The sequence below is a fragment of the Streptomyces sp. NBC_00448 genome (genome assembly GCF_036014115.1).
Taxonomy (GTDB): domain Bacteria; phylum Actinomycetota; class Actinomycetes; order Streptomycetales; family Streptomycetaceae; genus Actinacidiphila.
Genome location: NZ_CP107913.1, coordinates 3,342,385 through 3,362,034, shown reverse-complemented (window position 1 = coordinate 3,362,034; position 19,650 = coordinate 3,342,385). Strand labels below are relative to the sequence as shown.

The following is a 19,650-nucleotide window of genomic DNA, read 5'->3' as shown; positions in this document are numbered from 1 at the left end:
CCAGTCAGGGAGGCTGCGCATCGTGCGTCACGTCGTGGTCATCAGCACCGGGGGAACCATCGCCAGCCGCTGGCAGGGCGACGGATACGCGGCCGAGGCCGCCGGACAGGAAGTACTCGCCGCGGGCGCCGTGCCCGAGGGGGTGGACGTGAGCGTGGTGGACCTGTTCACCGTGAACAGCTCGCGGCTCACCACCGCCCACCAACTGAGGCTGCTGCACGCCGTGCACGAGGCGCTCGCCGATCCCGGCGTGGACGGCGTCGTGGTCACCCACGGCACCGACACCCTGGAGGAGTCCGCCTTCTTCCTCGACCTGTTCCACCACGACCGCCGCCCGGTCGTGCTCACCGGCGCCCAGAAGCCGCTGGACGCCGAGGACGGGGACGCGGCGGGCAATCTCTACGACGCCCTGCTGACCGCCGCCTCCGGCCGCGACATCGGCGCCGTGATCGTCTTCGGCGGGCAGGTGTACGCCGCCCGGGGCACCGTCAAGAAGCACACCGTGGACGCCCACGCCTTCGGCGATCCGGACGGACTGCCGCTCGGCCGACTGGAGTTCGGCCGGGTGAGCTGGGGCCGCCGCCGCCCGCGGCCGGTCCCGCTGCCGATGCCTGCGGTGGACGCGGTCGGCCCCCGGGTCGACATCCTCACCCACCACAGCGACGCCGACGCGGTGCTGCTGAACGCCGCTCTCGCGGCCGGCGCCCGTGGCCTGGTGGTGGCCGGCACCGGCGCGGGCAACGCGAACCCCGAAGTCGCCGCCGCGGTGCGCGAAGCCGTCGCCGACGGCGTGCTGGTGCTGGTCAGCACCAGGGTCGCCGCGGGGGCCGTCGCGCCGCTGTACACCGGTGGCGGGGCGGTCGACCTGGTCGCCGCCGGTGCACGGCTGGCCGGTTCGCTGCGCCCCGCCCAGGCCCGGATCGCGGTGCTGGCCGCGCTGCTGGCCACCCCCGAGGGCGAGGACGCCGGGCAGACCCTGGACGCGATCCTGCGGGCCGCCCCGCAGGCGCTGCGGGCGTCAGAGCTTTATCTGGTTGATGGTGTCGGCCACTGAGTTGAGGAAGCGGTTGATGTCCGGCGCCATGTTCGTCGAGGCCAGGAAGAACCCGAACAGCGCGGCCACGATGGCCGGTCCGGGCTTTATGGACTTCGAACGGATCATCACGACCAGCACGATCGCCAGCAGCAGTGCGGCAGACAGGGAGATAACCATGACGGATCACTTCCTCTTTCGGTAATGCCGGTCCGGGGACCGCGCCGCCGCCCCCGCCTCGCCCGTTCCCATGGTGCCATCAGCCACGGACACAGGAGACGTGTCTGGACCCATAGTCCCATTCCCGTGGGCTAGTCCCGGCACACCACGAGCAACGCCCTGTCGTCGTTGACGTCTTTGGCGACCGCCTCGATCAACCGCCAAGCGGAGCCCCGGAATCCGCCTGCCACCAGGCGGTCCGCCTCGCCGATCAGCCGGTCCATGCCCTCGGAGATCTCCCGGTCCGGGGTCTCCACCAGGCCGTCGGTGAACAGCATCAGCACGTCACCCGACCCCAACGTGCCCTTGACGCCATGGAATTCGGCCCCGTCGTACACCCCCAGCAGGGGCCCTTCGGCCGCCATCTCCTCCCAACGGCCGGTCCCCGCGTGCAGTTGCACCCCCGGCAGGTGGCCCGCCGACAGCAACTCGTAGTCGCCGCTCTCCAGATCGAGCACCAGGTGCACCGAAGTGGCGAAGCCCTCCTCCCAGTTCTGCCGCAGCAGGTAGCCGTTGGCCGCGCCGAGGAACGCGTGCGACGGCAGCGAGCCCAGCAGCCCGCCGAACGCCCCGGACAGCAGCAGCGAGCGGGACGCCGCGTCCATGCCCTTGCCGGACACGTCGGTGAGCACCGCCTCCAGCACCCGGCCGTCCGAACTGCGGGTGGCGACCACGAAGTCACCGGAGAAGGACTGCCCGCCGGCCGGGCGCAGCGCCATCTCCGCGTGCCACCCGCCGGGCAGCCGCGGCAGCCGGCTCTGCACCCTGATCCGCTCGCGCAGGTCGAAGAGCATGCTGTGGCCGCGCCGCCAGGGCACCCCGACCCGCGCTCTGAACTGGGCTATCACCAGGCCGACCAGCGCCACCGCGGTGACCAGCAGCACCGTGCCCGGCGTCACCCGGCCCGGGCCCTCCCGGTAGGGGCCGAGCACCGCCGACTCCACCACCATCGCCAGCGCCGAGCCCGCGTAGAGCAGCAGCAGGCTCGCCGGGCGCAGCAGCAGCCCGCCGGCCAGGATCGGCAGCACCAGCGCCTCCGGCGGGCACCACACCGGCACGTTGACCGACGCGTACGCCAGGGCCGGGATCGCCACCGCCACCGCCGCCAGCCCGGCCCACTCCGAGGCGTCGCCCCTGAAGTAGTCGACCGCGGAACGGCGCACGGTCAACCGGGCCCGGTGCAGCCTTCTGCGCCACCGGAGCCCGAGCTCACCCTTTGCCGTCGCTTTATCCATGTCCCGGCGACCCTACCCACCGATTGCCGCGCCGTGCAGGGCGGATGGCCTGTGAGGTTGCGCGGGGCCGCAAGGACAGGGTGCCCACCGCGGCCCTGACGAGCAACGGGTCCGGCGGCGCGGAAATGTGTTCGCCGCAGTCCGCACCCGCCTGGTAGGGAGGGGGCATGACCATCGAACTGCGCGGCGCCGACCCGGACCAGTGGGACTACCTCTTCGACCGGGTGGTGCGCGCCTTCCACGCGAACCCCGACGCCGTCGAGGAGCGCGCCGGATGGCGCAGCGTCTTCGAGTTCGACCGGCTGACCACGGCCTGGGACGGCGACGAGGCGGTGGGCACCGCGGGCCTGCACTCGTTCCGGATGACCGTCCCCGGCGGCGAGTTGCTCGACGCCGCCGGCGTGACAATGGTCACCGTCCAGCCCACCCACACCCGGCGCGGCATCCTCACCTCGATGATGCGCCGCCAGCTCGACTCGCTGCACGACGGCGGCGAGTCCGTCGCGATCCTCACCGCCTCCGAGCCGGTCATCTACGGCCGCTTCGGATACGGCACCGCCACCCAGGAGTTGACCGGCACCGTCGACACCACCCGGGTCGCGTTCGCCGTCCCCAAGGGCACCGACGCGGTCCGGCTGCGGCTGGTGCAGCCCGCCGACCCCGCGGCGCTCGCCGCCTGCGAGGCGGTCTACGCCGACCTGGTGCCCGGGCGGGCCGGGATGCTCGCCCGGCAGCCGCACTGGGAGAACCTGCCGGTCGTCGACTCGCCCGCGGCCCGCCACGGCGCCGGCCCCCTGATGTGCGTCCTGGCCGAGACCGACGGCGAGGTACGCGGCTACGCCCGCTACGCCGTCGCGCACCGGTCCGTCGGCGGCGGCCGCGAAAGCACCGTCAACCTGCGGGACATCGCGGCCCTCGACCCGGTGACCTATGCCGCGTTGTGGCGCTACCTCGCCTCGATCGACCTCACCAGCGCGGTGCACTTCGACAACCGCCCGGTCGACGACCCGCTGCTGCACCTCGTCTCCGACCAGCGCCGCTGCGACCTCGGCGTGCTCGACAGCCTCCACCTGCGGCTGGTCGACGTCGGCGCCGCGCTGGCCGCCCGCGCCTACTCCGTCCCGGTCGACCTGGTGCTCGACGTCACCGACGCCTTCTGCCCCTGGAACGCCGGGCGCTGGCGGCTGACCGGCGACCCCAAGGGCGCGACCTGCGAGCGCACCACCGACCCGGCCGACCTCGCCCTCGACGTCAAGGACCTCGGCGCCGCCTACCTCGGCGGCCCCACCCTCCGCGCCATGTCCGGCGCCGGCCTGATCCAGGAACTGCGCCCCGGCGCCCTCCCCACAGCCTGCGACGCCTTCCACACCACCCCCGCCCCCTGGCTCCCCCACGGCTTCTGACCCGAAGCGCGGCTCCCCCTTGCTTCCCCCGGTGGGAGCCGCACCCCCTCAGGGGCGCGTGGGGGTACTCCCCCTGGCTCCGCCGGGGGTACCCCCACCCAGGCGAAGCCCTGGGGGAGAACGGCGCGAGCAACCACAGCGGCACCGCAGGGTGAACGTCAAGCCCAAGGGGCACCCACCAAAGGGGCGCGGGGAACTGCGCGACAAGCCACGACGGCACCGCGAGGTGAACGACAACCGCAAGGGGCGCCCACCCAGGGAGCGCGTGGGGATACTCCCCCTGGCTCCGCCGGGGGTACCCCCACCCAGGCGAACCTCTGGGGGAGAACGGCGCGGGACCCCCCCACCAAGAGGTGGTCCCTCAGCCGACAGCACCAGGCACCCCGGTGGGTCAGGGCGCCGGTGCCGACGCAACTGGAGCGGGCGACGGGAATCGAACCCGCGTAGCTAGTTTGGAAGACTAGGGCTCTACCATTGAGCTACGCCCGCGACGCCAAGATTCTGGCACACCGCATGGTAGCCGGTCGAACCGGCTCCGCGGCGGGCGTGAATACGGGCTGCCCGGGCGTACGGAGGCATGTACTCTACGTGTCGCACCAGCGGGGTGTGGCGCAGCTTGGTAGCGCGTCCGCTTTGGGAGCGGAAGGCCGTCGGTTCGAATCCGGCCACCCCGACCAGCAGTTACGTGGCCGTCGCGCGACGGCGCGATGGGAGGACGGCGAGCGCGCCGCGGATCGGGATCGACCCCGTCCGCGGCGTTTGGCACTACCGGTAGGATGGGCGGTCGGCGACCCGACGCGCGGCACCGATCGCGCGCAAGTGAGTGGCCCCCATCAACGTAAAGCCCCCAAGGAGACCCAACCGTGAAGAGCGCCGTCGAGACTCTGAACCCGACCCGGGTTCGACTCACTGTCGAGGTGCCCTTCGAGGAGCTCAAGCCCAGCCTCGACGCGGCGTACAAGAAGATCAACCAGCAGGTCACGGTGCCGGGCTTCCGCAAGGGCAAGATCCCTGCGCGCGTCATCGACCAGCGGTTCGGCCGTGGCGCGGTCCTCGAAGAGGCCATCAATGAGGCGCTGCCGAAGTTCTACACGGAGGCGGTCACCGAGGGTGAGCTCTCCGAGAGCGTGCTCGGCCAGCCCGACGTGGACATCACCGAGTTCAACGACGGCGACGAGCTGAAGTTCACCGCCGAGGTCGAGATCCGGCCGACCATCGAGATCCCGGACTACACCGGCATCGAGGTCACCGTGGACGCCGTCGAGGTGCCCGAGGAGGACGTCGACACCTCGCTGGAGCAGCTGCGCGACCGCTTCGCGACCACCACGCCGGTCGAGCGCGCCGCCGCCGAGGGCGACGTGGTCGTGGTCGACCTGCAGGCGTCGGTCGACGGCAACGTGCTGGACGACGGCGTCGCCACCGGCGTCAGCTACACCATCGGCTCCGGCCAGCTCCTCGACGGCATCGACGAGGCCGTCACCGGCCTGGAGAAGGGTGGCAGCGCCACCTTCACCTCCTCGCTGAGCGGCGGCACCGGCGCCGGCCAGGAGGCCGAGGTCAAGGTCGACGTCACCGACGTCCAGGCCCGCGAACTGCCCGAGCTGGACGACGAGTTCGCGCAGCTCGCGTCCGAGTTCGACACCCTGGAGGAGCTGCGGGCCGACTCCCGCAAGCGCCTTGAGCGGATCAAGTCCTACGACCAGGCCACCCAGGCCCAGGAGAAGGTGCTGGACGCGCTCATCGAGCTGACCGAGGTCCCGATCCCGGAGAAGCTGCTGGAGAGCGAGATCGAGACGCGCACCCACAACCTGGAGCACCACCAGTTCCCGGCGCTCGGCCTGAACTGGGACACGTACCTGGAGCGTGAGGGCAAGACCCGCGAGGAGTTCGACGCGGAGGTCTCCGAGCAGGCGGTCAAGGGCATCAAGACCCAGTTCATCCTGGACGAGTTGGTCAAGACCGAGAAGCTGTCGGTCAACCAGGAGGAGCTGACCGAGCACCTCATGCGCCGCGCGCAGTCCTCCGGCATGTCCCCCGAGCAGTTCGCGCAGGCCGTCGTCGAGGGCAACCAGGTGCAGCTTCTGGTCGGCGAGGTGGCCCGCGGCAAGGCGTTGGCCGTCGTCGTCGAGGCCGTCAAGGTCACCGACAGCAACGGCGAGGTCGTCGACCTGTCCGACGAGGAGGACGACGAGGACGAGGCCACCGCTGAGGCCGCCGACGGGGACGCCCCCGAGGCCGCTGAGGCCGGCGAGGACGCCCCCGAGGCATCCGAGGCCGCGGACTCCGCCGAGGCCGACAAGAGCTGACCTGAGGCTGCCTGAAGGGCACGGGGGACTGCCGCAGAAGGCGTTCGCCTCTCAGGGACGCGGGGAACCGCGCGACCGACCCACCACCGGCCGGCCACCACCGGCTGGTGGCGGGACCTCGCCGCGGGGGGCCGGGCCTACGGGCCGGGCTCGCCACGGTGCACGGTTGGTCGCGCGGTTCCCCGCGTCCCTTTTTCGGGCCCGCGGCCCGAACACCGGGCCCGGTCCGCCCGGGCGACCCGGGCGTTCCAAACCCGTACCGCGCGGCATGCGCTCACAGCGAACAGTCCCGCGTAGGGGATTGCTGGGCCCCACCTGCGCGTTAGGGTCCACAAGTAGGAGGGCAGGGGTGCGGCGAGGGTCAGCGGTCGCCTCCGGCCCGGACGAAGACCGTGACGGTTGCTTCGACCGTCCGACAACGAGCAGGTGGATACGTGACGACTACGATGCCTACCGCCGCCGGCGAGCCGAGCCCCGGCGGTCTCGGCGACCAGGTCTACAACCGACTGCTCGGCGAGCGCATCATCTTCCTCGGCCAGGCCGTCGACGACGACATCGCCAACAAGATCACCGCACAGCTGCTGCTCCTTGCGGCCGAGCCCGACAAGGACATCTTCCTCTACATCAACAGCCCCGGCGGCTCCGTGACCGCCGGCATGGCGATCTACGACACGATGCAGTTCATCAAGAACGACGTCGTCACCATCGCCATGGGCATGGCCGCCTCGATGGGCCAGTTCCTGCTCACCGCGGGCACCCCCGGCAAGCGCTTCGCGCTGCCCAACACCCGCATCCTGATGCACCAGCCCTCCGCGGGCCTCGGCGGCTCCGCCACCGACATCAAGATCCAGGCCGAGCAGCTGCTGCACACCAAGCGCCGGATGGCCGAGCTGATCGCCGAGCACTCCGGCCAGAGTTTCGAGCAGATCACCAAGGACTCCGACCGCGACCGCTGGTTCTCCGCCGAGGAGGCCCGGGAGTACGGCCTGGTGGACGGCGTGATGCTCTCCGCCGCGCACGTCCCGGGCGGTGGCGGCACCGGCGCCGCGCCCGCCTCCTGAGGCTGCCCGCACCGGCCGCGTGGCCGCGCCGGCCCGGCACTGCCGACGTGCCGGCCGCGCCCGCCCGGCCCCCGACATCGACGCACCTCATCACCTGGAGACGGTGGACGTGAACCCCTTGAACTTCCCCGGCAGCGGCCTCTACGAGCGCACCGCGGCCGAGCGGCCCGGCGTGTTCGGCGCCGAGGCCCGCTATGTGATCCCGCGCTTCGTCGAGCGCACCTCGCAGGGCGTGCGCGAGTACGACCCGTACGCGAAGCTCTTCGAGGAACGCGTGATCTTCCTCGGCGTGCAGATCGACGACGCCTCCGCCAACGACGTCATGGCGCAGCTGCTGTGCCTGGAGTCGATGGACCCCGACCGGGACATCTCGGTCTACATCAACAGCCCCGGCGGCTCCTTCACGGCGCTGACCGCGATCTACGACACCATGCAGTTCGTGAAGCCCGACATCCAGACGGTCTGCATGGGCCAGGCGGCCTCCGCGGCGGCCGTGCTGCTCGCGGCCGGCAGCCCCGGCAAGCGGATGGCGCTGCCGAACGCGCGGGTGCTCATCCACCAGCCGTACAGCGAGACCGGCCGCGGCCAGGTCTCCGACCTGGAGATCGCGGCCAACGAGATCATCCGGATGCGCCAGCAGCTGGAGGAGATGCTCGCGAAGCACTCCACCACGCCGATCGAGCAGATCCGTGACGACATCGAGCGCGACAAGATCCTCACCGCTGAGGAGTCGCTGGCCTACGGCCTGGTCGACCAGATCGTGTCCACCCGCAAGACGTCCGTGGGCGTCTGAAGGACGGGTAAGCTGCGCCCTCCGTGCGTGCGCCCGCCCGTACTCGGATCGCGAGTACGTCCAGGGGGGCCCACACGGGGGGCGCGGCAAGGTACCGTCGATGAGAGAAGCACCAGGTTCCGTTGAAGGTCGGCGGAGCCCAGGCGAAGGGGAAAGACCTCGTGGCACGCATCGGTGACGGCGGAGACCTGCTGAAGTGCTCGTTCTGCGGAAAGAGCCAGAAGCAGGTGAAGAAGCTCATCGCAGGTCCCGGTGTGTACATCTGCGACGAGTGCATCGACCTCTGCAACGAGATCATCGAGGAGGAGCTCGCCGAGTCCTCCGAGGTGCGCTGGGAGGACCTGCCCAAGCCGCGGGAGATCTACGAGTTCCTGGAGAGCTACGTGGTCGGGCAGGCGCCCGCCAAGAAGGCCCTCTCGGTCGCGGTGTACAACCACTACAAGCGGGTCCAGGCGGGGGAGAGCGGCCGCCCTGGCCACGACGACGCCATCGAGCTGGCGAAGTCCAACATCCTGCTGCTCGGCCCGACCGGCTCCGGCAAGACGCTGCTGGCCCAGACGCTGGCCCGGATGCTCAACGTGCCGTTCGCCATCGCCGACGCCACCGCGCTCACCGAGGCCGGCTACGTCGGTGAGGACGTCGAGAACATCCTGCTGAAGCTGATCCAAGCGGCGGACTACGACGTCAAGAAGGCCGAGACCGGCATCATCTACATCGACGAGATCGACAAGGTCGCCCGCAAGAGCGAGAACCCGTCGATCACCCGCGATGTCTCCGGCGAGGGCGTCCAGCAGGCGCTGCTGAAGATCCTGGAGGGCACCACCGCCTCCGTGCCGCCGCAGGGCGGCCGCAAGCACCCGCACCAGGAGTTCATCCAGATCGACACCACGAACGTGCTGTTCATCGTGGGCGGCGCCTTCGCCGGTCTGGAGAAGATCATCGAGGCGCGGGCGGGCGCCAAGGGCATCGGCTTCGGTGCGACCATCCGCTCCAAGCGCGAGCTGAACATGGCCGACCAGTTCTCCGAGATCATGCCGGAGGACCTGGTGAAGTTCGGCATGATCCCCGAGTTCATCGGCCGGCTGCCCGTGATCACCAACGTGCACAACCTCGACCGCGAGGCGCTGCTGCAGATCCTGGTCGAGCCGCGCAACGCGCTGGTCAAGCAGTACCAGAAGCTCTTCGAACTCGACGGCGTGGAGCTGGAGTTCGAGCGTGGCGCGCTGGAGGCCATCGCCGACCAGGCGATCCTGCGGCAGACCGGCGCCCGTGGCCTGCGCGCCATCATGGAGGAGGTGCTGATGTCGGTGATGTACGAAGTGCCGTCCCGCCAGGACGTCGCCCGCGTGGTCATCACCGCCGACGTCGTGCACTCCAACGTCAACCCGACCCTGGTGCCGCGCGACCCGCGCATCTCGGGCCAGGGCGAGCAGAAGAGCGCGTAGCCCCGGCGGCAGCGCGGGCACAGCACGAAGCACGAAGGGGGCACCCGGTCGACGGACCGGGTGCCCCCTTCGTCGCGGTCGCGGGGCGGGGCTTCGTGCGACGAGGCGGCTTTACGTCGACCTACGAGGCGGGCACCTCGACGTCGGCGCGGACTTTGGCGGCCAGCGCGGCGGTGTCGGCGATCGACGGCCAGGTGGCCGTGCCGTCCGTGACGTGCGCGTCGTCGATCGTGCTCACATAGGCCACCGTGCTGTAGTCGGCCCAGGCGCAGATGGTGGTCTTGAAGGGGATCTTCTGACCGTCCCGCTCCTGCGTCTCGTTGATCTTCTGGCACTTCATCAGCGCGTCGGGCTTCAGGCCGGCCGGCTTCACCGTCTGCGGGGTGCCCAAGGGGGAGACCGTGACCTTCGAGCCGTCGCTGGTCGGGTTCGTGCCGCCCTTGTCGAGCAGCGCGAACATGCCGTCCAGCGCCTTGCCCGGGTCCTTGACGGTGCCGTAGACGCCGTCGAAGCTCAGGAAGACGCCGGTGAACTGGCTGCCCTTCAGATAGAGGGTGCCGGCGCTCTTGGCGTCGTCGACGCCGAGCGCCTTCAGGGTGCCGACCGCGGTGTCGTCGAGCTGCGGGCCGGTGCTGCCCACGGGGGACCTGACGTAGTCGCCGGCGACGGTGTCCGGGGTGGTGAGGGTGTACTTCTTGCCGTCGTCGTGGAGCCCGGACGAGCCGCTGTTGCCCTTGTGCGCGACGAAGACGCCGGCGCCGACCGCGAGCACCGCGACCACGACGCCGATGATGATGCCGTTGCGCTTGCCCTTGCCGCGTGGCTGGGGCGGCTGCGGGGGGCCGTAACCCTGCTGGGGCAGCCGGCCGTTGGGCTGGCTGTACCCGGGCTGGGGCTGCCCGTAACCGCCCTGCGGCGGCGGGCCGGGCTGCGGCGGGCCGTAGCCGCCGCCTTGGGGCCGGATTCCGTACGGGCTCGGCGGCTGCTGGTCGTGGCTCATGGGTTCGTCCCCTCCGTCAACGAGTGCGCCCATCCTTGCGCAGGACGGGAGCGCCCGGGGTCTGCGGTCGGCCCGGATACGCGAGGGGGCGCCCGGTCCCTCGCGGACCGGGCGCCCCTTTTCGCCTGCGGTGGCGGCTACTTCGCCTCCACCTCGACGTCGTTGCGGACCTTGGCGGTCAGGGCGGCCGCGTCACTGATGGACGGGGCGGAGCCGCCGCCGGTGACGAGCTGCGCGGAGTCCAGCGGGATGACGTACGCCACCGTGCTGTAGTCCGCCCACACGCAGACCGTCGTGTTGATGGTGAAGCTCTGGCCGGAGTCCTGGCCGGTCTCCTTGATCGTCTGGCACTTCATGATCGCTTCGCTCTTCATGCCGGACGGAGTGACGGACTGCGGGCTGCCGGAGGTCTCGACCTTCGTGCCGTCCTTCTTGTCCTGCTCGGTGCCCTGCTTGAGCATCGCGAACATGCCGTCGACGACCTTGCCCGGGTCCTTGACGGTGCCGTAGACGCCGGCGAACTCCAGCAGCTTGCCCGACAGGGCCGAACTGCCTTCCTTGTAGGCCGCGTTGACCTGGGTCGGGTCGCTGACGCCCAGCGCCTTGATCTTGGTGAGGTCGTCGTCGTCGAAGCCGTCGCTGTCCGAGTCGTCGCCCTTGGCGTAGTCGCCGGCGACGGTGTCCGGGGTGGTGAGGGTGTACTTCTTGCCGTCGTCGTGGAGCGAGGAGGAACTGCTGCCACTGCCCTTGGTGGCGAAGTAGACCCCGCCGGCGACCGCGACCAGGGCGACGACGATGCCGATGATGATGCCGTTGCGCTTGCCGTTGCCGCCGGACTGGGGCGGTTGCGGGTAGCCGTAGCCCTGCTGGGGCACCTGGCCGTAGGGCGGCTGCTGGCCGTAGCCGGGCTGCTGCGGCTGCTGGCCGTACGCCGGCTGGCCGCCGTAGGGAGGGGCGGGGGGCGGGGCCTGCTGCGGGTAGCCGTACCCGGGCTGGGGCTGCGGCTGGCCGTAACCGCCACCCTGCGGCGGCTGCGGGGGCTGGCCGTAACCGCCCGGCTGCGGGGGCTGCGGCGGCTGGCCGTAGCCCCCGCCCTGCGGCGGCGGGCCGGGCTGCGGTTGGCCGTAGCCGCCACCCTGGGGTTGATCGCCGTACGGGTTCGGCGGCGGCTGGTTGTAACTCATGGTTTCGTCCCCTCCGTTAACGAGTCCGCCCATCCTCCCGGATGACATGCTCGCTTCCGAATCCGGGGGCGTGACCAGCCGCCATCCTCCCGCGCCGGAATCCGGCCGCGGCATCAGAAGCGCTACCGCTTCGTCACAGAGCTGTGGACAACCCGCCCTGTGGATAACCCGTCGGGGGTGAAGCCGCGGGACCACTAGAATCGGGACCGTGACCGACAACACTCATCCGCGCCCCGACAGCGGGCAGCACAGCGACCCCCATCTGCCGACCCAGTACACGCCGGCCGAGGTAGAGGGGCCGCTGTACGAGCGGTGGGTAGAGCGCGGGTACTTCGAAGCCGACACGAAGAGCGACAAGCCGCCGTACACCATCGTCATTCCGCCGCCGAACGTGACGGGCACCCTCCACCTCGGACACGCCTTCCAGCACACGCTGATGGACGCCCTCACCCGCCGCAAGCGGATGCAGGGGTACGAAGCACTGTGGCTGCCGGGCATGGACCACGCGGGCATCGCCACCCAGAACAAGGTCGAGCAGCAGCTCGCCGAGGAGGGCAAGTCCCGGCACGACGTGGGCCGCGAGGAGTTCGTCGCGCGCACCTGGCGCTGGAAGGAGGAGTACGGCGGCCGCATCCTCGGCCAGATGCGCCGGCTCGGCGACGGCGTCGACTGGTCCCGCGAGCGCTTCACCATGGACGAGGGCCTGTCCAAGGCCGTCCAGACCATCTTCAAGAAGCTCTACGACGACGAGCTGATCTACCGCGCCGAGCGGATCATCAACTGGTGCCCGCGCTGCATGACCGCCATCTCCGACATCGAGGTGGACTACCAGGACGACGACGGCGAGTTGGTCTCGCTGCGCTACGGCGACGGCGAGGACAGCGTCGTGGTCGCCACCACCCGGGTCGAGACGATGCTCGGCGACACCGCCGTCGCCGTCCACCCCGACGACGCGCGCTACGCCCACCTGATCGGCCGCCGGATCAAGCTGCCGCTGACCGACCGGAGCATCCCGGTGGTCGCCGACGCCCACGTCGACCCGGAGTTCGGCACCGGCGCGGTCAAGGTGACCCCGGCCCACGACCCGAACGACTTCGCGATCGGCCAGCGGCACGGCCTGGAGTCGCTGACGATCATGGACGAGCGGGCGGTCATCACCGCGCCCGGTCCGTTCGAGGGCCTGGACCGCTTCGAGGCCCGCGCCGCCATCGTCGAGGCGCTGCGCGAGCAGGGCCGGGTCGTCGCGGAGAAGCGTCCTTACGTCCACTCCGTCGGCCACTGCTCCCGCTGCAAGACCACCGTCGAGCCGCGGCTGTCGCTCCAGTGGTGGGTCAAGGTCGAGCCGCTGGCCCGCGCGGCGGGCGACGCGGTCCGCGACGGCCGGGTGAAGATCCACCCGCCGGAGATGGAGAAGCGGTACTTCGACTGGGTCGACAACATGCACGACTGGTGCATCTCGCGGCAGTTGTGGTGGGGCCACCGCATCCCGGTCTGGTACGGGCCGAACGGCGAGCAGATCTGCGTCGGGCCCGACGAGGCGGAGCCCACCGGAGAGGGCTGGACCCAGGACGCCGACGTCCTGGACACCTGGTTCTCCTCCGCGCTGTGGCCCTTCTCCACCCTGGGCTGGCCCGAACAGACCCCGGACCTGGCGAAGTTCTACCCGACCGACGTGCTGCTCACCGGTCACGACATCATCTTCTTCTGGGTCGCCCGGATGATGATGTTCGGCCTGTACGCCATGGAGGACGTCCCGCCGTTCCACACCATCGCGCTGACCGGCCTGGTCCGGGACGAGTTCGGCAAGAAGATGTCCAAGTCCAACCCGAACTCGGTGGACCCGCTGACCTGGATGGACGCCTACGGCTCCGACGCGGTCCGCTTCACCCTGGCCCGCGGCGCCAACCCGGGCGCGGACGTGCCGATCGGCGAGGACTGGGTCCAGGCGTCCCGGAACTTCGCCAACAAGGTGTGGAACGCCACCCGGTTCGCGCTGATGAACGGCGCCACCGTCGAGGGCCCGCTGCCCGCGCCCGAGGAGATGTCCGCGACCGACCGCTGGGTGCTCTCCCGGCTGAACACGGTCGTCGCCGAGGTCGACGCGCTCTACGACGACTACCAGTTCGCGAAACTCTCCGACGCGCTCTACCACTTCGCGTGGGACGAGGTCTTCGACTGGTACGTCGAGCTGTCCAAGACCACCTTCCTCAAGGGCGGCGACCCGGCGCGGGTCTCCAGCCGGGTGCTCGGCGAGGTGCTGGACGTCACACTGCGGCTGCTGCACCCGATCGTGCCGTTCGTCACCGAGACGCTGTGGACCACCCTCACCGGTAAGGAGACGGTGGTCACCGCGGACTGGCCGAAGGCTGTGGTGGTCGGTGGCGCCGACGCGCCGGGCGGCTTCCGTGACGCGGCCGCCGAGGCGGAGATCGCCGAGGTGCAGCGGCTGGTCACCGAGGTCCGCCGGTTCCGCAGCGATCAGGGCCTCCAGCCCGGCCAGAAGGTCCCGGCCGAGCTGTCGCTCGCGGGCACCCTCCTGCCGCCCCACGAGGACGCCATCCGGCAGCTCCTGCGGCTCCAGCCGGCCGGCGACGGCTTCCACGCCACCGCCACCCTGCCGGTCGGCGCCGCGCGGGTCGCCCTCGACCTGTCCGGGACCATCGACGTGGCCGCGGAGCGCAAGCGGCTCGCGAAGGACCTCGCCGCCGCCGAGAAGGAGAAGCAGCAGGCGGAGCGGAAGCTCGGGAACGAAGCGTTCCTCGGCAAGGCGCCGGAGAAGGTGGTCGAGGGCATCCGCACCCGGCTGGCCGCCGCCGACGAGGACATCGCCCGGATCACCGCGCAGCTCGCCGCACTCCCGGCGGCATAGCCACCGCACGGCACCCCTCGGGGTGGCACAGGCCCGGGCCATTCGGTCCGGGCCTGTTCCGTAGACTGGACGCTGTGAGCGACGCACGCGAGGCAGCCGGGCCGCAGCCGCAGACGAGACATGCACTTGTACGCCGAGCGGGCGGAGAAGCGAAGGGTACGGGGCTGTGAGCGAGCACCGGCAGGACGACGATTTCCCGGACGACGGCTTCAGCGACGCCGCCGACCGGGCCGCGGACGAGGTCGACTACGACGCCGCGCACCAGGCCACCGACGAGGACGACTCGCAGGACGGCGAGGGCGGCGGGCCGCGCGAGGCGGACATGGCCGTCATCGAGGCCGGCAGCCGTACGCTGCGCACCCACGTCACCCCGCCCGCCCCGGAGGACGACGTGCCGGCCCGGCCCGCCGACCCCGAACTGGACCGGCAACTGCGCGAGGTCGAGGACGAGCTGCTGGGCCGCTGGCCCGAGACGAAGCTCGACCCGTCCCTCGATCGGATGACCGCGCTGATGGACGTGCTCGGCCAGCCGCAGCGCTCCTACCCGTCGATCCACATCACCGGCACCAACGGGAAGACCTCCACCGCGCGGATGATCGAGCGGCTGCTGCTCGCCTTCGAACTGCGCACCGGCCGCTACACCAGCCCGCATGTGCAGTCCATGACCGAGCGGATCAGCCTGGACGGCGTCCCGATCTCCGCGGAGCGCTTCGTCGAGGTCCACCGCGACATCCAGCCGTACGTCGACATGGTGGACGGCTCCCAGCCGCACCGGATGTCCTTCTTCGAGGTGCTCACCGGCATGGCGTACGCGGCTTTCGCGGACGCCCCGGTCGACGTCGCGGTGGTCGAGGTCGGCATGGGCGGAAGCTGGGACGCCACCAACGTGGTGGACGCCACCGTGGCCGTGGTCTCCCCGATCTCGCTCGACCACACCGACCGGCTCGGCAGCACTCCCGGTGAGATCGCCGTCGAGAAGGGCGGCATCATCAAGAAGAGCGCCACCGCGGTCCTCGCCCAGCAGCCGCCGGACGCGGCGCGCGAACTGCTGCGGCGCTCGGTGGAGATGGACGCGACGGTCGCCCGCGAGGGCGAGGAGTTCGGCGTGCTCCACCGCGAAGTGGCCGTCGGCGGCCAGCTGCTGACCCTGCGCGGCCTCGGCGGCGAGTACGAACAGGTCTTCCTCCCGCTGCACGGCGAGCACCAGGCGCACAACGCGGCCCTGGCGCTGGCCGCGGTGGAGGCGTTCTTCGGCATCGGCAGCGTGCACCAGCGCACCCTCGACATGGACACCGTGCGCGGCGCGTTCGCGGCGGTCACCTCGCCCGGCCGGCTGGAAGTGGTCCGGCGCAGCCCCACCGTGGTGCTGGACGCCGCGCACAACCCGGCCGGCGCGCGGGTCACCGCGGCCGCGATCAGCGAGGTGTTCGGCTTCAGCCACCTGGTCGGCGTGGTCGGGCCGAGCGGCGACAAGGACGTCCGCGGACTGCTGGAGGCGTTCGAGCCGGTCTTCGCCGAGGTCGTCGTCACCCGCAACTCCACCTCCCGGGCGATGGACGTGGACGCGCTCGCGGCGCTGGCCGTGGAGGTGTTCGGCGAGGACCGGGTGCAGGTCGAACCGCGCCTCGACGACGCGCTGGAGGCCGCGGTGACCCTCGCCGAGGACGAGGGCGAGTACGCGGGCGCCGGGGTGTTGGTCACCGGTTCGGTCATCACGGTCGGCCAGGCCCGCCTGTTGCTGGCCCGCCGGTAAGGGAGCCGGGGATGCGGACGCGTCGACCAACTCACCCGCGCACGCGGACTCACCCGCGCACGCGCACTCAGACGGATTTCAGAGGGAAGGGGGCCCGGGTATGCGGACCCTGTGTTCGAGCACGCTGATCGGCGAGTTCTTCGTGATCGGCTTCGCCGGGCTGGTCGCGATGAAGCATCCCGACCTGTCGATGGGCGCCGTGTGGACGGTGTGCGGCATCGCCATGGTGCTGTGCGTACTGCTGTGCGGCGTGGTCACCCGCCCGTGGGCGGTCGTGGTCGGCTGGGCGCTCCAGATCGGGTTGATCGCCAGCGGCTTCGTGGTCGGTACGATGTTCGTGCTCGGCGTGATCTTCGCCGCCCTGTGGTGGGCGTCGATCCACTTCGGGCGCAAGGTCGACCAGATCAGGGCCCGGCACGCGACACAAGCCGCCTGACAACCGACCGGCACGTGCCTTGTAGGCTCGTCGTCACATTCGCTTGTCATACCCGTCAGGAGCCGCCCCGTGTCCCAGCGCACCCTTGTCCTTCTCAAGCCGGACGCCGTTCGCCGCGGCCTGGTCGGCGAGATCCTGGGCCGGATCGAGCGCAAGGCCGGCTGGTCCGTCAGCGCGCTGGAACTGCGCACCCTGGACCGCGGCACCCTGGAGCAGCACTACGCCGAGCACGTCGGACGGCCGTTCTACGAGCCGCTGGTGGAGTTCATGGCGTCCGGCCCGTCGGTGGCCCTGGTCGTCGAGGGCGAGCGGGTGATCGAGGGCGTGCGCGCGCTGGCCGGCCCGACCGACCCGATCGCGGCCGCACCCGGCTCCATCCGGGGGGATTTCGGCACCATCACCCGTGAGAACCTGGTGCACGCCTCGGACTCCGAGGAGTCCGCCGCGCGCGAGATCAAGCTCTTCTTCCCCACCTTGGCGTAACGCGGCGGCGACGCGTATGGTCCCGTGAGTCGGCGCGACCACGGTCCGACTGCCGCTGTGGCCGCGCCCGTTCCGGCAGGTACCGGGCCGAACGGGAACCAAACACTCCGACACGGCGTCACCATTACTGAGGTCCGCTGTGTGTTCTGATGACAATGGGCGTCGGAACCCCGACGCCGCGCTCAGCCCGGCGCGACTACGATGGAACCTCCGCCCACGCTCGGGAAGGCCAGACGTATCCACATGGCGAACAACATGTCGTTCATCGGCCGTGACATGGCTGTCGATCTCGGGACCGCCAACACGCTGGTGTACGTCAGGGGCCGCGGGATCGTCCTGAACGAGCCGTCGGTCGTCGCGGTCAACACGAATACCGGCGGCATCCTCGCGGTCGGTGCCGAGGCGAAGAAGATGATCGGCCGCACCCCCGGCAACATCGTGGCGGTGCGCCCCCTGAAGGACGGCGTCATCGCCGACTTCGAGATCACCGAGCGCATGCTGCGCTACTTCATCCTCAAGATCCACCGCCGCCGCTACATGGTCCGCCCGCGCGTCGTGGTGTGCGTGCCGTCGGGCATCACCGGCGTGGAGCGCCGCGCCGTGATCGAGGCCGCCACCCAGGCCGGCGCCCGTACCGTGCACATCATCGAGGAGCCGATGGCCGCCGCGATCGGCGCCGGGCTGCCCGTGCACGAGGCCACCGGCAACATGGTGGTGGACATCGGCGGCGGCACCACCGAGGTCGCGGTGATCAGCCTCGGCGGCATCGTCACCGCCCAGTCCATCCGGGTGGCCGGCGACGAGTTGGACAACGCGATCATCCAGCACATCAAGAAGGAGTACAGCCTGCTGCTCGGCGAGCGCACCTCCGAGCAGATCAAGCTGACCATCGGCTCCGCGTTCGCCGCCGAGAAGGACGACGAGCACACCGAGATCCGCGGCCGGGACCTGGTCAGCGGACTGCCCAAGACCGTGGTGATCTCCGCGGGCGAGGTGCGCAAGGCCATCGAGGAACCGGTGAACGCGATCGTCGACGCGGTGAAGACCACGCTCGACAAGTGCCCGCCGGAGCTGTCCGGCGACATCATGGACCGCGGCATCGTGCTGGCCGGCGGCGGCGCGCTGCTGCGCGGCCTGGACGAGCGGCTGCGGCACGAGACCGGCATGCCCATCCACATCGCCGAGTCCCCGCTGGACTGCGTGGCGCTCGGCGCGGGCAAGTGCGTGGAGGAGTTCGAGGCGCTTCAGCAGGTCCTCGACGCGGCCCCGCGCAGATGACGCAGAAGCGGATGACGCAGAAGACGAACCGCCCCACCCGGCGCAGGCGCTGTCACCACCGCGGCGCCGGATGCGGGCGCAACCCAGCACAGTAGCTCCGACCGGCCGCGGCCCCAGCGGCGGCGGGTCCGATGAGGAAGGCACGGACTGGCGCCCGTGAGGGACACAAAGGAGAGCCGGCTGCTGCTGGTACTGCTGGTGGTGGTGGCGCTCGCGCTGATCACCGTGGACATCCGGGGCGGTGAGAACTCACCGCTCGACCGGCCGCGGCGGGCGGCCCAGTCCGCCTTCGGCCCGGTGGAGAACGCGGTGTCCGGCGTCGTCGACCCGGTCGGCAACGCCGTGGACGCGGTCCGGGACTCCGGCCACGACAGCAGCACCATCAAGCGGCTGCAACGCGAGAACACCGAGCTCAAGCAGCAGCTCGGCAGCAAGGACACCACCCGCGCCCGCGCCCAGGAGCTGGACAAGCTCCTGAAGGTCGCCGGCGCCGGGCAGTACACCGTCAAGGGCGCCCAGGTCATCGCGATAGGAGCGGCCCAGGGCTTCTCCTGGACGGTCACCATCGACTCCGGCAGCAACGACGGCCTCAAGCGCGACATGACGGTGATCAACGGCGACGGGCTCGTCGGCCGGGTCACCACCGTCGGCCGCTCCACCTCCACGGTCCTGCTCGCCAACGACCCGGACTTCACGGTCGGCACCCGGCTGGAGGGCAGCCAGGAGATCGGCTTCTCCAGCGGCCAGGGCAACCGGCCGATGCGGGACCAACTGCTCGACGGCAAGGCCGACGTGCACCGGGGCGACCGGGTGGTCACCTTCGGCTCCGAGGCGGACAAGCCGTTCGTGCCCGGCGTCCCGGTCGGCAAGGTGGTCAGCGTCGAACCGTCGGCGGGCAACCTCACCAAGACCGTCGAGGTGCAGCCCTTCGTCGGCTTCACCAAGCTGGACGTGGTCGGCGTGGTCGTGGTCGGCCCGCGCACCGATCCGCGCGACAGCGTGCTGCCGCCGCGACCCACCCCGTCGCACACCACGAAGCCCAAGGCGAAGAACTCCCCGACGCCAGGCGGCACCCCGAGCCCCGGCAGCTCGGACACCGCGCTTCCCCCGGGCACCAAGCCGACCAATTCGACCACCACCAGCGGGGACTGA

Annotated in this window: 16 protein-coding genes and 2 tRNA genes; 13 read left to right on the top strand and 5 right to left on the bottom strand. The window is 70.8% G+C overall.

The genetic code is table 11. The annotated features are described in order from the left end of the window. Positions 1–22 precede the first annotated feature (22 nt). Positions 23–1,054 (top strand): asparaginase, encoded by a 1,032-nt coding sequence (locus OG370_RS14215; RefSeq protein WP_328464181.1) that lies wholly within the window; start codon positions 23–25, stop codon positions 1,052–1,054. Here the strand turns inward: OG370_RS14215 and OG370_RS14210 are convergent. Both OG370_RS14210 and OG370_RS14205 read right to left on the bottom strand, forming a co-directional pair. Further along, the gene (locus OG370_RS14210) at positions 1,019–1,213 is read right to left on the bottom strand and encodes a hypothetical protein (RefSeq protein ID WP_328464179.1); all 195 of its coding nucleotides are present in this window, start codon (positions 1,211–1,213) and stop codon (positions 1,019–1,021) included. The genes OG370_RS14215 and OG370_RS14210 overlap by 36 nt on opposite strands. Before the next feature lie 131 nt (positions 1,214–1,344). Next, positions 1,345–2,487: a PP2C family protein-serine/threonine phosphatase gene (locus tag OG370_RS14205; RefSeq protein ID WP_328464178.1), complete on the bottom strand. Its 1,143-nt coding sequence runs from the start codon at positions 2,485–2,487 to the stop codon at positions 1,345–1,347. 167 nt (positions 2,488–2,654) lie between these two features. On the opposite strand from OG370_RS14205, the gene OG370_RS14200 reads away from it, so the two are divergent. After that, on the top strand, positions 2,655–3,890 hold the full coding sequence (locus tag OG370_RS14200) for a GNAT family N-acetyltransferase (RefSeq protein ID WP_328464176.1): 1,236 nt from the start codon (positions 2,655–2,657) through the stop codon (positions 3,888–3,890). A 415-nt stretch (positions 3,891–4,305) separates the two neighbouring features. On the opposite strand, the gene OG370_RS14195 is transcribed toward OG370_RS14200, so the two are convergent. Further along, positions 4,306–4,379 (bottom strand) — tRNA-Gly (locus OG370_RS14195). 111 nt (positions 4,380–4,490) lie between these two features. Here OG370_RS14195 and OG370_RS14190 point away from each other — a divergent pair. The 5 genes from OG370_RS14190 (at position 4,491) to clpX (ending at position 9,495) form a co-directional block, all read left to right on the top strand. Further along, a tRNA-Pro gene (locus OG370_RS14190) sits at positions 4,491–4,567 on the top strand. A 186-nt stretch (positions 4,568–4,753) separates the two neighbouring features. Continuing rightward, complete coding sequence (tig, locus tag OG370_RS14185; RefSeq protein ID WP_328464174.1) at positions 4,754–6,196, top strand: trigger factor; 1,443 nt, start codon at positions 4,754–4,756, stop codon at positions 6,194–6,196. A gap of 446 nt (positions 6,197–6,642) precedes the next feature. Continuing rightward, positions 6,643–7,257, top strand: a complete 615-nt coding sequence (locus tag OG370_RS14180) for an ATP-dependent Clp protease proteolytic subunit (RefSeq protein WP_202238536.1) — start codon at positions 6,643–6,645, stop codon at positions 7,255–7,257. Positions 7,258–7,366: 109 nt separating this feature from the next. Beyond that, positions 7,367–8,050: an ATP-dependent Clp protease proteolytic subunit gene (locus OG370_RS14175; RefSeq protein ID WP_402443004.1), complete on the top strand. Its 684-nt coding sequence runs from the start codon at positions 7,367–7,369 to the stop codon at positions 8,048–8,050. A gap of 161 nt (positions 8,051–8,211) precedes the next feature. After that, on the top strand, positions 8,212–9,495 hold the full coding sequence (gene clpX / locus OG370_RS14170) for an ATP-dependent Clp protease ATP-binding subunit ClpX (protein WP_328464172.1): 1,284 nt from the start codon (positions 8,212–8,214) through the stop codon (positions 9,493–9,495). Between the two features lie 121 nt (positions 9,496–9,616). On the opposite strand, the gene OG370_RS14165 is transcribed toward clpX, so the two are convergent. After that, positions 9,617–10,495: a hypothetical protein gene (locus OG370_RS14165; RefSeq protein ID WP_328464170.1), complete on the bottom strand. Its 879-nt coding sequence runs from the start codon at positions 10,493–10,495 to the stop codon at positions 9,617–9,619. A 137-nt stretch (positions 10,496–10,632) separates the two neighbouring features. Further along, positions 10,633–11,679, bottom strand: coding sequence for a hypothetical protein (locus OG370_RS14160; protein WP_328464168.1), 1,047 nt, complete (start codon positions 11,677–11,679; stop codon positions 10,633–10,635). A 208-nt stretch (positions 11,680–11,887) separates the two neighbouring features. Here OG370_RS14160 and OG370_RS14155 point away from each other — a divergent pair, with 208 nt between their 5' ends. The 6 genes from OG370_RS14155 (at position 11,888) to mreC (ending at position 19,650) form a co-directional block, all read left to right on the top strand. Then, positions 11,888–14,548, top strand: coding sequence for a valine--tRNA ligase (locus OG370_RS14155; protein WP_328464166.1), 2,661 nt, complete (start codon positions 11,888–11,890; stop codon positions 14,546–14,548). Positions 14,549–14,714: 166 nt separating this feature from the next. After that, entirely contained in the window at positions 14,715–16,301 is a 1,587-nt protein-coding gene (gene folC, locus OG370_RS14150; protein ID WP_328464164.1) for a bifunctional tetrahydrofolate synthase/dihydrofolate synthase, read from the top strand. A gap of 100 nt (positions 16,302–16,401) precedes the next feature. After that, on the top strand, positions 16,402–16,737 hold the full coding sequence (locus tag OG370_RS14145; protein ID WP_328464162.1) for a DUF4233 domain-containing protein: 336 nt from the start codon (positions 16,402–16,404) through the stop codon (positions 16,735–16,737). Between the two features lie 69 nt (positions 16,738–16,806). Then, on the top strand, positions 16,807–17,220 hold the full coding sequence (gene ndk / locus OG370_RS14140) for a nucleoside-diphosphate kinase (protein ID WP_328464160.1): 414 nt from the start codon (positions 16,807–16,809) through the stop codon (positions 17,218–17,220). Positions 17,221–17,475: 255 nt separating this feature from the next. Then, positions 17,476–18,498, top strand: coding sequence for a rod shape-determining protein (locus OG370_RS14135; RefSeq protein ID WP_328474074.1), 1,023 nt, complete (start codon positions 17,476–17,478; stop codon positions 18,496–18,498). A 156-nt stretch (positions 18,499–18,654) separates the two neighbouring features. Beyond that, positions 18,655–19,650 (top strand): rod shape-determining protein MreC, encoded by a 996-nt coding sequence (gene mreC, locus OG370_RS14130; protein WP_328464158.1) that lies wholly within the window; start codon positions 18,655–18,657, stop codon positions 19,648–19,650.

Excerpts from the sequence above, each read along its gene's own strand:
- OG370_RS14200 (WP_328464176.1), top strand. The coding sequence starts at position 2,655 with ATGACCATCGAACTGCGCGGCGCCGACCCGGACCAGTGGGACTACCTC.
- OG370_RS14160 (WP_328464168.1), bottom strand. The coding sequence starts at position 11,679 with ATGAGTTACAACCAGCCGCCGCCGAACCCGTACGGCGATCAACCCCAG.
- OG370_RS14205 (WP_328464178.1), bottom strand. The coding sequence starts at position 2,487 with ATGGATAAAGCGACGGCAAAGGGTGAGCTCGGGCTCCGGTGGCGCAGA.
- OG370_RS14145 (WP_328464162.1), top strand. The coding sequence starts at position 16,402 with ATGCGGACCCTGTGTTCGAGCACGCTGATCGGCGAGTTCTTCGTGATC.
- OG370_RS14210 (WP_328464179.1), bottom strand. The coding sequence starts at position 1,213 with ATGGTTATCTCCCTGTCTGCCGCACTGCTGCTGGCGATCGTGCTGGTC.
- OG370_RS14135 (WP_328474074.1), top strand. The coding sequence starts at position 17,476 with ATGTCGTTCATCGGCCGTGACATGGCTGTCGATCTCGGGACCGCCAAC.
- OG370_RS14180 (WP_202238536.1), top strand. The coding sequence starts at position 6,643 with ATGCCTACCGCCGCCGGCGAGCCGAGCCCCGGCGGTCTCGGCGACCAG.
- OG370_RS14165 (WP_328464170.1), bottom strand. The coding sequence starts at position 10,495 with ATGAGCCACGACCAGCAGCCGCCGAGCCCGTACGGAATCCGGCCCCAA.